Below are 12,149 nucleotides of genomic sequence, written 5' to 3' on the forward strand. Positions count from 1 at the left end.
GGGCCGCGTGTTTCCGCGGAGTAACAACTTGGATGCACGCGCGTCAACAATGCTCCCGAACCCCGATTCGGTGGCGCCCCCCGTGCTTACGATGACCTCGTCGTTCAGCAACAGGAGATTCGCATGACGCAGGGCACTGTCAAATGGTTCAACGCCGAGAAGGGCTTCGGCTTCATCACGGTCGATGACGGGCAGGACGTTTTCGTCCACTACTCGAGCATCGAGATGTCGGGCTTCCGCGTCCTCGAGGAGGGGCAGGCCGTCGAATTCACCGTCGGCACCGGTCAGAAGGGCCCCCAGGCGGAGTCCGTGCGACTGGCCTGAGCGCTGATCAGAACGCCGCGGCATCCGAGTTCCGGATGCCGCGGCGTTCGGTGTTTCCGGGACGGTGCGCGGCTTGCACTCCCCAGGGGCGAGTGCCAGAATGAGTTAGCACTCGCTTTCGTCGAGTGCCAAAATCTGCAAGTCACCCGTCCGGGAGGGACGACACACTTATGGCAAAGATCATCGCTTTCGACGAAGAGGCCCGGCGCGGTCTCGAGCGCGGCCTCAACACTCTCGCCGACGCCGTCAAGGTGACCCTGGGCCCCCGCGGTCGCAACGTCGTGCTCGAGAAGAAGTGGGGCGCCCCCACGATCACGAACGACGGTGTCTCGATCGCCAAGGAGATCGAGCTCGACGACCCCTACGAGAAGATCGGCGCAGAGCTGGTCAAGGAGGTCGCCAAGAAGACCGACGATGTCGCGGGTGACGGCACCACCACCGCCACCGTTCTCGCCCAGGCGCTCGTGCGCGAGGGCCTGCGCAACGTCGCCGCCGGCGCCGACCCCATCTCGCTCAAGAAGGGCATCGAGAAGGCCGTCAAGGCCGTCACCGACGAGCTGCTCGCCTCCGCCAAGGAGGTCGAGTCCAAGGAGCAGATCGCCGCCACCGCGTCGATCTCCGCCGCCGACCCCGCGATCGGCGAGCTCATCGCCGAGGCCATCGACAAGGTGGGCAAGGAAGGCGTCGTCACCGTCGAAGAGAGCAACACCTTCGGCACCGAGCTCGAGCTCACCGAGGGCATGCGCTTCGACAAGGGGTACATCAACCCCTACTTCGTCACCGACCCCGAGCGTCAGGAAGCGGTCTTCGAAGACCCGTACATCCTGATCGCCAACCAGAAGATCTCCAACATCAAGGACCTTCTGCCGATCGTCGACAAGGTGATCCAGGAGGGCAAGGAGCTCCTCATCATCGCCGAGGACGTCGAGGGCGAAGCCCTCGCGACGCTCGTGCTCAACAAGATCCGCGGCATCTTCAAGTCGGTCGCCGTCAAGGCTCCCGGCTTCGGCGACCGCCGCAAGGCTCAGCTGCAGGACATCGCGATCCTCACCGGTGGCCAGGTCATCACCGAAGAGGTGGGCCTCAAGCTCGAGAACGCGACCGTCGACCTGCTCGGCCGTGCCCGCAAGGTCATCATCACCAAGGACGAGACCACGATCGTCGAGGGTGCCGGTGAGTCGGAGCTGATCGAGGGTCGCGTGACCCAGATCCGCCGCGAGATCGAGAACACCGACAGCGACTACGACCGCGAGAAGCTCCAGGAGCGCCTCGCGAAGCTCGCCGGTGGCGTCGCCGTCATCAAGGCCGGAGCCGCGACCGAGGTCGAGCTCAAGGAGCGCAAGCACCGCATCGAAGACGCCGTGCGCAACGCCAAGGCCGCTGTGGAAGAGGGTGTCGTCGCCGGTGGTGGCGTCGCGCTCATCCAGGCCGGCAAGAACGCTCTCGCCAACCTCGAGCTCACGGGTGACGAGGCCACGGGCGCGAACATCGTGCGCGTCGCCATCGAGGCCCCGCTCAAGCAGATCGCGCTCAACGCCGGTCTCGAGCCCGGTGTTGTTGCGAACAAGGTCGCCGAGCTCCCCGTGGGCCACGGCCTCAACGCCGCGACCGGCGAGTACGGCGACCTGTTCGCACAGGGCATCATCGACCCGGCCAAGGTCACCCGCTCCGCTCTGCAGAACGCCGCGTCGATCGCCGGCCTCTTCCTCACCACCGAGGTCGTCGTCGCCGACAAGCCCGAGAAGGCCGCCGCTCCCGCGGGCGACCCGACGGGTGGCATGGACTTCTGATCCACGCTGACGCCTGAGAACGCCCCCTTCCTCCGGGAGGGGGCGTTCTTCGTTTCGGGGCAGGGGCGGGGTGACACCGGAGGGAGGGTGAGATTTCTCACATCTTTGACGCGGGCCATGGACTCGGGGACTACTTTCACCCGAGTGACAGACCTCTTCTCCTCTCGTGAAGCCGAGGCGGCCATCGCTCGGATCGAGCCATCGCGGGTCACGGCGCCGTGACGCAGGAGGTTGGTCATGTCTTCCCTCGATGACTCCCTCGTCAGCGACGCGATCGTGCGCTACATCGGCGAAGACCGCTCACCCTTCCCTCTCGATGAGATATCCGCGGTCAGGAAAGCGCATGCGAACGAGGGGCTCGAACTCACCTCGATGATCGTTCAGACCCTCGTACGATCGGAGGCGATCACACCGGGAGAGGTGGCGCCTTCCGATGACGGGTTGAGGGAACGGCTTTATGAAAAGCTCAGGGCGCTATTCCCGGGCCTGTCCGAGCAGGCAGTGCGCGCCATCGCGTGGAGGTGGGGGTTCCTCAACCTCAGGTGAGGGTGGAAAGACCACGCGCTGACGCGCAAGAGACCGCTCAAGCCGTTATCGACAGCCACGGGGTGGAGCGCCGGTTCCGGGAGTCTGAGGAGCAGAAGGGCGCGAGCAACCGTGATCGCGATCCGGCCTCCGGGGCGAACCCCGCTTGATCAAGCGTCGTTCTCGGGTCGGTAGTTCTCGGGGAGGCGTTCGAGGGGCTGCGTCTCGATGAGTGCGTGCTCCTGGGCGTCGCGACGATCAGCGAGGGGAAGGGAGACACGGAAGGTCGCTCCGCCCCCGGGGGTGTCGCGCACATCGACCGTGCCGTGCAGGAGGTCGACGATGGATGCCACGATCGACAGGCCCAGACCCGAGCCGCCGGTCTCTCGGGTGCGCGAGGTGTCGGCGCGCCAGAAGCGCTGGAAGATCTGCTCGCGGATCTGCTCGGGCACTCCCTCGCCGTGGTCGATGATCTCGATCCAGCCCATGTCGCTCTCGGCGTCGACGCCGACGCGCAGACCGATGGGGGAGTCCTCGGCGGTGAAGCGGCGGGCATTGCCGAGCAGGTTCGCGACGACCTGACGCACCTTGTTCTCGTCGCCCATGACGATGGGGGCGAGACGCGGAACGGGCCGGACGACACCGAGGGGGGGCGTGCCCTGCGCGGGCTCGCCTTCGGAAGAGGAGGATGCCGTGGGCTCTGCGCCGTCCTTCGACCGACGCCGCAACCGGGACAGGGTCGCGCCCGCGATCGCCATCGCCGACGTGGTGGGGGCGGTGCGGCGTCGACCGGTGCCGCTCGCAGGTCGTCCACCGGAGTCCAGCAGCGGGTCGAGGGTGATCGTGGGAAGCACCAGCTCGTCGCGCGAGGTGGTGTCGTCGACGGTCACCTCGCGCTGAGGGGAGGTCACGCGCAGGTCGAGGGCGGCATCGCGGGCGATCGGGCGCAGATCGAGGGCGATGATCGTGACGTCACGACGCTCGTCGAGGCGGGCGAGGGCCAGAAGATCCTCGACCAGGGCGCCCATCCGGATCGCCTCCTTCTCGATGCGCTCCATCGACTGAGCGACGTCCTCGTCGGAACGGATCGCACCCATGCGGTACAGCTCCGCGTAGCCGCGCATGGTCACGAGGGGAGTGCGGAGTTCGTGGCTGGCGTCGCCGATGAATCGACGCATCTGCCGCACGGTGGCATCCCGTTGCCCGAGGGCTCCATCGATCCGAGCGAGCATCGCGTTGATGGCCGTCTTGAGCCGACCCACCTCGGTGTCGGGGACGATGTCGGTCAAGCGCTGACTGAAGTCTCCCGCCGCGATGTCCATGGCTGTCGTCTCGACCTGCCGCAGGTTGCGGAAGGCGAGGGTGACGAGCCAGCGCGTGAGCAGAGCCGTCGCGATGAGGATGAGCAAGGCCACGAAGGCGTATATGCCGATGTAGGCCGCGACGATCCGATCCGTCGGGGCCAGCGGCTGGATCACCATCTGGGTGTAGACGCCGGGATTTCCCGGCACCTGCAGCACCCCGACGCGGGCGAGGAAGTGCTGCCCCGACTCGGGCGACTCGAGGTCGATGCGTCGATCGATCTGGCTGTAGGTCTGCTCGACCGTGAAGGTCGACGGGATGTCGGGGAGGGCGGTCGTCGACGTGCCGTTGTAGAACGCCTCGCGCTGACCGTCGGGACCGTAGACGACCACCATCGACCCGATCTGCGGTGCGTTGTCGACCTGCGAGAAGACGACGCGGCCGTCGACGGGCGCGGTGGTGAAGATGCTGTTCGCGATGCTTCCGGCGGCCTGCTGAGCGAGCTGCTCGTCGAGGTTGTTCACCAGGGTGGTGCGTAGGAACACCATGGTTCCGATGCCCGCGGTGAACAACCCGATGGCGAGGAGCGCGACGGTGACGCCGGTGACCTTGGTACGCAGGCTCAGCCCGCGCCACCAGCGCGTGAGCGAATCGTCGGAATGCGACAGGAGGACGCCTTCTCTCAGGCGGTCTTGCCCGACTTCAGCATGTAGCCGAAGCCGCGCTTGGTCTGGATGAGCGGCTCGGAGGAGTGCGGGTCGATCTTGCGCCGCAGGTACGAGATGTAGCTCTCGACGATGCCCGCGTCGCCGTTGAAGTCGTACTCCCAGACGTGGTCGAGGATCTGCGCCTTCGACAGCACGCGGTTCGGGTTGAGCATGAGGTAGCGCAGGAGCTTGAACTCGGTGGGGCTGAGGTCGATCGAGACGTCGCCGACACTGACGTCGTGCGTGTCCTGGTCCATCGTCAGCTCACCGGTGCGGATGATCGACTCCTCGTCGGCCTGCATCGTGCGACGCAGGATCGCCTGGATGCGAGCGACGATCTCGTCGAGGCTGAACGGCTTGGTGACGTAGTCGTCGCCTCCCGCGTTCAGGCCCATGATCTTGTCCTCGGTCTCGTCCTTGGCGGTGAGGAACAGGATCGGAGCGGTGTAGCCGGCGCCGCGCAGACGCTTGGTGACGCTGAACCCGTTCATGTCGGGGAGCATCACGTCGAGCACGATGAGGTCGGGTTCCTCTTCGAGCACGGCCGAGATCGTCTGCGCGCCGTTGGCCACGGCTCGCACCTGGAACCCGGCGAAACGCAGGCTCGTGATGAGCAGGTCGCGGATGTTCGGTTCGTCGTCCACGACGAGGATGCGAGGAGCTGTCATGCCCTCATTATCGTGATCTGACCCAGCAATGTGCTGGATATGGAACGGAAAGCCGCGTGCTGGTATGCGTCAGGCCGCTTCTGCGTCGATTCCGTCGGCATCCAGAATCGTGTAGGCGTACCCTTGCTCGGCCAGGAATCGCTGGCGATTCTGGGCGAAATCCTGGTCCACGGTGTCGCGGGCGATGAGGGTGTAGAAGCTCGCGGTGTGGTTCGACTGCTTCGGACGGAGCAGGCGACCGAGCCGCTGGGCCTCTTCTTGGCGCGAGCCGAACGACCCCGACACCTGGATGGCGACCGACGCCTCGGGAAGGTCGACCGAGAAATTGGCGACCTTGGACACCACCAGCAACGGGATCGATCCGTCGCGGAACCCCTGGAAGAGCTCTTCGCGCTCGGGGATCGGCGTGGCGCCGGTGATCTGCGGGGCGTTCAACGCTTCCGCCAACTCGTCGATCTGATCGAGGTACTGTCCGATCACGAGGATCCTCTCGCCCGGATGCCGTTCGACGAGCCGGCGCGCGACCTCGATCTTGGCGGGGGCGGTGGCCGCGAGACGGTACCGGTCCTCGTCGGCGGCGGCGGCGTATTCGAGCCGCTCGTCGGCGGGGAGGTCGATGCGCACCTCGTAGCAGGCCGCGGGAGAGATGAAGCCCTGAGCCTCGATCTCCTTCCACGGGGCGTCGAAGCGCTTCGGACCGATGAGGCTGAAGACATCGCCCTCGCGACCGTCCTCGCGCACGAGTGTCGCCGTGAGGCCGAGGCGGCGGCGGGCCTGCAGGTCGGCCGTGAGCTTGAACACGGGAGCCGGGAGCAGGTGCACCTCGTCGTACAGCACCAGGCCCCAGTCGAGGGCATCGAGGAGGGCGAGGTGGGCGTACTGGCCTTTCCGCTTGGCGGTGAGGATCTGGTACGTCGCGATGGTGACCGGCTTGATCTCCTTGACCTGGCCGGAGTACTCGCCGATCTCGTCGGGGGTCAGACTCGTGCGGCGCAGCAGCTCGTCGCGCCACTGACGGGCGCTGACGGTGTTGGTGACGAGGATCAGGGTGGTGGTCCGGGTGTCCGCCATGGCTCCCGCACCCACCAGCGTCTTGCCCGCCCCGCAGGGGAGCACCACGACACCGGAGCCGCCCTCCGAGAAGGATTCGACCGCCTGACGCTGGTAGGGGCGCAGGCTCCACCCGTCTTCGGCCAGATCGATCGGGTGCGGGGTGCCGGGGGTGTACCCGGCGAGGTCTTCGGCGGGCCAGCCGATCTTCAGCAGCTCCTGCTTGATGTGGCCGCGTGCCCACGCGTCGACCAGGAAGCTGTCGTCGCTCGGACGACCGATCAGCAGCGGGGCGATGCGCTTGTTGCGCGAGACCTCGCTGAGGACGGCGGCATCGGAGGAGCGCAGGACGAGCTCCCCGTCGTCGTTGCGCTCGATGACGAGACGCCCGTAACGGTTGACGGATTCGCGGATGTCGGTGCTGACCGAGGCGGGCACGGGGAAGCGCGACCACCGGTCGAGGGTGTCGAGCATGGACTCGGCGTCGTGACCGGCCGCTCGAGCGTTCCAGAGGCCCAGGCGGGTGATGCGGTACGTGTGGATGTGCTCGGGTGCGCGCTCGAGCTCGGCGAAGACCGCGAGCTCATGCCGCGCCGTCTCTGCCTGGGGGTGCGCGACCTCGAGGAGTACGGTGCGGTCGCTCTGCACGATGAGGGGGCCGTCAGCCATAGCGTTCGAGTCTACCGGGGTCGGGGAGGGCGGGGCGTGCGCGGCCGTCACTCGACGGGTGCGACCCCGTCGATGTGCGACAGGGGCAGGGTGCGTTCGACGTCGGCGCCGCGATCGCGACCGCGCAGTCGACCTCCGCCGAGACCCGTCGCTTCGAGCCGGAAGACGCGCGCCGAACCGTCGGGCAGGCGCACCGTGACGTCGATGACCGAGCGAGCGCGCACCGCCTGGTCGAGCTCGCGCTCGAGCCACGCGGCATCCGAGTCCTCCGCTCCCGTCCGCAGGCGCTCGATGAGGTCGGCGTAGGTGTCGGCGGGGGCGGTTTCGGGTGAGGCGGGGGCCGCTAGCTTCGCACGTTCGAGTGCGCGGGGACGTCCGTCGGCGTCGACGGCGACCGCCGGGTAGTGCGCGTCGGTCAGCGCCCAGAACACGACGTCGGCCGAGACATGGGAGACCAGCTCGTCGTCCGTGCGCGTGAGGGCGATCGAGCGGAGCGACTGATCGACCTCCATCGACCGCAGGAGCGTCTCGTCGTCGGTCATGACACGGGTGAGATGCGAGGCGGCATCGGTGGTCACCCGCACGCGTCCGTGCTCGGCGGCGGTGCGCTCGATGACGTACGCCAGAGGCTGGGGGAGACCGGTGAGCGAGATCCCGGTGAGGAACTCGCGCAGCGAGTCGGCGGTCTCTCCCGCCGTGATCGCCGCGCCGATGGTGGCGGCGCTGAAGCGATAGCTCGAGGCCTGGGCGCGCGATTCGCGGGCGGCCATCGACCGCAGCCGCACGTCCAGGTGAGGGGCCAGCGGCCCGGGCGCGATCGCCGTGAGGTCGTTCTGCAGGTACACGCGATCGACCTCGGGAGGCAGGAGCTCGCGCAGCGCCGAGGTGTCGACGTCACCGCCCTCCGCCAGGGGGCGTGCCCACGGCGTCGCGTGACCGGCGGCGTCGAGAAGACCCCACCGCACGAGACGTTTGATCCAGAGGGCGGCACGGTCGGGTCCCTCGAGGTCGAAGGGCGTCGCCTGGGCCCACTGCTCGGTGGGGATCCAGCCGCCGTCGGACGAGCGGTAGGCCCGCGGAAGGGCGTCGCGCAAAGCCTCGGCGGTGCGCTGCCAGCGCTCGAGGGTCGGCAGTCGCAGCCATTCGCGCCCGGCCGGAGACACGAGCCACGCGCGGTCGTTCGTGCCGAGCAGGCCCACGTCGGCGGCGAGCCCCACGAGGAGGTCCGCCTCGGCCGCGGTCGTGACGGCACCGGCATCGACGAGGCGACGTCTCTCGGTGGCTCCGAGCGATCCGGAGCCGATGCGCCCGAGCGGGGCATCGAGGGTCTGCATGAGGATGTCGGCGACGGATGCCGCGTTGGTGAACACCGCCTCGGAGGCGGCCCCCGTGCTCTCGGGCGTCGACGTCGCGCGGCGCGGGGCAACGGCATCCGGGATCCCCGAGGGCAGGATCTCGCGCGCCGTCTCGAACACGGACGGGAAGGGGAGTCCGTCCTCTCCGACGAGGGCATGGGATGCCAACTGCTCGCGGACTCCGGCGGGTGCGGGGTGCTCCGCATCGAGCAGAGCCGCGGCTTCGTCGCGGTTGAGAGCGGGCAGGCCGCGGGCGATCGAGGCCGTGTCGAGGAGCGCCTCGGCGGCGTCGAACATGTCCCGCCAGGTGCTCGAGGGGGAGATGCTGCGTTCGGCGAAGAGGCGGGCGAGGTCGGCGTCGCTGCGCGCGCTCAACGAGACCGCCAGTGCGCGTTGTGCGGAGGTCTCGGGCACGTCGTCAGGCCTTGTTGGCCCGGGCCCTTCGGACGAAGCTCATGATCAGCACGGCCAGCAGGCACGCGAAGGCCACGGGCGGGGCGATGTAGACGAGCAGGCCGATGACGGGCCACACCCCCGAACCCATGTCGGCTCCGGAACTCGAGCCGATGATGATGGCGAAGAAGCACACGATCGACAGCGCGAGCAGGCCCAGCGACATGAACGCGAGAATGCGGTCGATGCGGCGGACGGGGACGTCGTCGCCCGGTGTGCTGCCACCGGAGGTGCGGGTGCTCATCGGGCTCAGCCTACTGCCTGGCGGAGGTGCCGTAGGCTGGAAGACCGGGATCCGATCGGCTCCCGCGTTCCGCCGCGCTTGCGCGCACTCATCCAGCGAGGTGTCCATGCCCACCGGCAAGGTCAGGTTCTACGACGACGAGAAGGGCTTCGGCTTCATCGTCACCGATGACGGCCAGGACGTGTTCCTGCACGCCACCGCCCTGCCCGCCGGAGCCCCCGGACCCAAGGCCGGGACGCGCCTCGAGTTCGGCGTGGCCGACGGCAAGCGGGGCCTCCAGGCCCTCTCGGTGCGCGTTCTCGACGCCCCCGTGAGCCTGTCGAAGCGATCGCGCAAGCCCGCGGACGACATGGCGATCATCGTCGAGGATCTCGTCAAGCTGCTCGACGGCATCGGCGGCGACCTGCGACGCGGTCGCTACCCCAACGGCCCGCACGCCCAGAAGATCGCCGCGGTCCTGCGCAAGGTCGCCGATGACTTCGAAGCCTGAACAGCCCGTCGATGAGCGTCTGATCGGCGCCCACGACCTGGCTCTCGCCGCCCTTCACGAGATCACCCCCGCAAGCACCGTCGGACCCGCGGCCGGGTACACCGCCGAGGACGAGGGGGCGGTTTCGCTGCGGTTCCACACGCGCCTCGCCGGGTACCCGGGATGGTTCTGGACAGTCAGCGTCGCCGTCGTCGACGATTCCGAACCGACCGTGCTCGAGGTCGAACTGCTGCCCGGTGACGGCGCGCTGCTCGCTCCCGACTGGGTGCCGTGGGCGACGCGACTCGCGGAGTACCAGGCGGCACAGGCGGCGGCCGCCGTCGACGATGATTCCGACGATGACGACGACGAGGATGCGGACGACGACTCGGACGACGAGGACTCGGATGACGAGGACGACTCCGACGACGAGGAGCCGAAGGCGCGCTTCCACGCGGGAGACCTCGACGGCGTCGACATCGACGAGTTGGACGCGACGCACACGGACGATCCGGCCGACGACGACGAGGCGGAGGACGACGAATCCGACGACGACGAGTCCGACGACGACGACGAGCGCGAACGCAGTTACTGAACGTCTTTCACGACGAAGGCCGCCCCGCTGATGCGGGGCGGCCTTCGTCGTTCCGGGGCTCAGGCCCGTGGCAGGTGCTCGATCGTGTAGTCGATCGCACCGATGAGGCGACGCACGTCGTCGGGCTCGATCGACACGAAGGTCGCCACGCGAAGCTGGTTGCGTCCGAGCTTGCGATACGGCTCGGTGTCGACGATCCCGTTCGCGCGGAGGCTCTTCGCGATCGCCGCCGCGTCGATGCTGTCGTCGAAGTCGACGGTGACGACCACGGGGGAGCGGTCGGCGGGGTCGCTCACAAAGGGGGTGGCCACCTCGCTCGCGTCGGCCCACTCGTACAGGGCCGTCGACGACTCCGCGGTCCGGGCGCCCGCCCACGACAGGCCGCCGTTGTCGAGGATCCACCCGAGCTGCTCGTCGAGCAGGAGGAGCGTCGCGAGGGCCGGGGTGTTGAGCGTCTGCTGCAGGCGCGAGTTGTCGAGCGCGTTCTTCAGGCTGAGGAACTCGGGGATGTAGCGGTCGGATGCCGCGATCCGCTCGATTCGCTCGATCGCGGCGGGCGACACGGCCGCGTACCAGAGGCCGCCGTCGGAACCGAGGTTCTTCTGGGGCGCGAAGTAGTAGACGTCAGCCTGCGTGACGTCGAGGTCGATGCCGCCGGCGGCGCTGGTGGCATCGATGACGGTGAGTGCGCCGGCGTCGGCGTTCACGCGCTGGACGGGAGCGGACACCCCCGTCGAGGTCTCGTTGTGCGGCCAGGCGTAGACGTCGACGCCGTCGACGGCCTCGGCGATCGAGCGGGTGCCGGGTGCGGCCTTGCGCACGTCGGGTGCCTGCAACCAGGGAGCCGCGGCGGCCGACGCGAACTTGCCGCCGAACTCGCCGAAGACGAGGTTCTGGCTGCGCTTCTCGATCAGGCCGAAGGCGGCGGCATCCCAGAAGGCGGTCGATCCGCCGTTGCCGAGGATGATCTCGTAGCCCTCGGGCAGACGGAACAGCTGCGACAGACGCTCGCGCGTGCTGGCGACGAGGTTCTTCACGGGCGCCTGACGGTGCGAGGTTCCGAGGATCGAGGCTCCGCGGGTGACGAGGGCCTCGAGCTGCGCGCCGCGCACCTTCGAAGGGCCGCACCCGAAGCGACCGTCGGCGGGCAGGAGATCGGTGGGCAGTTCCACGTGCGACATGGGACCGATTCTAGGGTCACCCCCGGGTGGGCCCCGCGCTCATGTCGGAGGGGGTCGGTAGGCTGGGATGACTTGCCGCGCGACATCGAGGACACCTGAATGACCGATCTGATCGACACCACCGAGATGTACCTGCGCACGATCCTCGAGCTCGAAGAAGAGAAGATCGTGCCGCTGCGCGCGCGGATCTCCGAGCGCCTGGGCCACTCGGGTCCGACCGTCTCGCAGACCGTGGGACGAATGGAGCGCGACGGTCTCGTCGTGGTCTCCGAAGATCGTCGCCTCGAGCTGACCGACGACGGTCGGCAGAAGGCCGTCGACGTGATGCGCAAGCACCGGCTCGCCGAGCGCCTGCTGAGCGACGTCATCGGTCTCGACTGGGCGTACGTGCACGATGAGGCCTGCCGCTGGGAGCACGTCATGAGCGAGCAGGTGGAGCGTCGCCTCGTCGAACTGCTCGGCCACCCCACCGAGTCGCCGTACGGCAATCCGATCCCGGGTCTCGACCAGCTCGGCGACGCCAACAGCGTCACCTTCGACGACGGTGTCGTCGGCCTCGTCCGCAAGCTCACCGATGCGGGCGGCCCCATCTCGGGGACGGTCCGCCGCCTCGCCGAGCCCGCGCAGGTCGACCCCGAACTGCTGCAGCAGCTCAAGGCCGCGGGAGTGCTCCCCGGTGCCCGCGGCGACTACCGCTTCAACGAGGGCTACGTGCTCGTGCAGATGGACGGCGTCGATGAGGGACTCGAGCTGCCCGTCGAGGTCGCCTCGCACATCTTCCTCGTCGCCGAGGACTGAGCGCGGCCGCGTTCGACGG

General features: G+C 68.3%; 12 protein-coding genes. 6 read left to right on the top strand and 6 right to left on the bottom strand.

All coding sequences use genetic code 11. The features are described 5' to 3' along the window. Positions 1 to 123: 123 nt before the first annotated feature. The 3 genes from BLS25_RS14515 to BLS25_RS14525 all read left to right on the top strand — a co-directional run bounded on the left by BLS25_RS14515 (position 124) and on the right by BLS25_RS14525 (position 2,660). Entirely contained in the window at positions 124 to 324 is a 201-nt protein-coding gene (locus tag BLS25_RS14515) for a cold-shock protein (protein ID WP_056229192.1), read from the top strand. A gap of 170 nt (positions 325 to 494) precedes the next feature. Beyond that, on the top strand, positions 495 to 2,114 hold the full coding sequence (gene groL, locus BLS25_RS14520; RefSeq protein ID WP_074696647.1) for a chaperonin GroEL: 1,620 nt from the start codon (positions 495 to 497) through the stop codon (positions 2,112 to 2,114). A gap of 237 nt (positions 2,115 to 2,351) precedes the next feature. After that, entirely contained in the window at positions 2,352 to 2,660 is a 309-nt protein-coding gene (locus tag BLS25_RS14525) for a hypothetical protein (protein WP_074696649.1), read from the top strand. Between the two features lie 149 nt (positions 2,661 to 2,809). Here BLS25_RS14525 and BLS25_RS14530 read toward each other — a convergent pair whose 3' ends face one another. The 5 genes from BLS25_RS14530 to BLS25_RS14550 all read right to left on the bottom strand — a co-directional run bounded on the left by BLS25_RS14530 (position 2,810) and on the right by BLS25_RS14550 (position 9,087). Beyond that, positions 2,810 to 4,489: a sensor histidine kinase gene (locus BLS25_RS14530; RefSeq protein ID WP_056229852.1), complete on the bottom strand. Its 1,680-nt coding sequence runs from the start codon at positions 4,487 to 4,489 to the stop codon at positions 2,810 to 2,812. A 134-nt stretch (positions 4,490 to 4,623) separates the two neighbouring features. After that, complete coding sequence (locus BLS25_RS14535) at positions 4,624 to 5,316, bottom strand: response regulator transcription factor (protein WP_055838218.1); 693 nt, start codon at positions 5,314 to 5,316, stop codon at positions 4,624 to 4,626. Between the two features lie 69 nt (positions 5,317 to 5,385). After that, the gene (locus BLS25_RS14540; RefSeq protein WP_074696651.1) at positions 5,386 to 7,035 is read right to left on the bottom strand and encodes a DNA repair helicase XPB; all 1,650 of its coding nucleotides are present in this window, start codon (positions 7,033 to 7,035) and stop codon (positions 5,386 to 5,388) included. A gap of 47 nt (positions 7,036 to 7,082) precedes the next feature. Then, positions 7,083 to 8,804, bottom strand: a complete 1,722-nt coding sequence (locus tag BLS25_RS14545; protein ID WP_074696653.1) for a helicase-associated domain-containing protein — start codon at positions 8,802 to 8,804, stop codon at positions 7,083 to 7,085. 4 nt (positions 8,805 to 8,808) lie between these two features. Then, positions 8,809 to 9,087, bottom strand: a complete 279-nt coding sequence (locus BLS25_RS14550) for a hypothetical protein (RefSeq protein ID WP_056229175.1) — start codon at positions 9,085 to 9,087, stop codon at positions 8,809 to 8,811. A gap of 106 nt (positions 9,088 to 9,193) precedes the next feature. On the opposite strand from BLS25_RS14550, the gene BLS25_RS14555 reads away from it, so the two are divergent. Beyond that, positions 9,194 to 9,577 (top strand): cold-shock protein, encoded by a 384-nt coding sequence (locus BLS25_RS14555; RefSeq protein ID WP_056229171.1) that lies wholly within the window; start codon positions 9,194 to 9,196, stop codon positions 9,575 to 9,577. Beyond that, positions 9,561 to 10,151 (top strand): DUF3027 domain-containing protein, encoded by a 591-nt coding sequence (locus BLS25_RS14560; RefSeq protein ID WP_074696655.1) that lies wholly within the window; start codon positions 9,561 to 9,563, stop codon positions 10,149 to 10,151. Before BLS25_RS14555 ends, BLS25_RS14560 begins: the two co-directional genes overlap by 17 nt. A 59-nt stretch (positions 10,152 to 10,210) precedes the next feature. On the opposite strand, the gene serC is transcribed toward BLS25_RS14560, so the two are convergent. Next, complete coding sequence (gene serC / locus BLS25_RS14565) at positions 10,211 to 11,332, bottom strand: phosphoserine transaminase (protein ID WP_074696657.1); 1,122 nt, start codon at positions 11,330 to 11,332, stop codon at positions 10,211 to 10,213. Between the two features lie 99 nt (positions 11,333 to 11,431). On the opposite strand from serC, the gene BLS25_RS14570 reads away from it, so the two are divergent. Next, positions 11,432 to 12,130, top strand: coding sequence for an iron-dependent transcriptional repressor DtxR (locus BLS25_RS14570; protein ID WP_074696659.1), 699 nt, complete (start codon positions 11,432 to 11,434; stop codon positions 12,128 to 12,130). The last annotated feature ends 19 nt before the right edge of the window (positions 12,131 to 12,149 follow it).

The sequence above is a fragment of the Microbacterium testaceum StLB037 genome (assembly GCF_900104345.1).
In the GTDB taxonomy this organism is placed as follows: domain Bacteria; phylum Actinomycetota; class Actinomycetes; order Actinomycetales; family Microbacteriaceae; genus Microbacterium; species Microbacterium testaceum_A.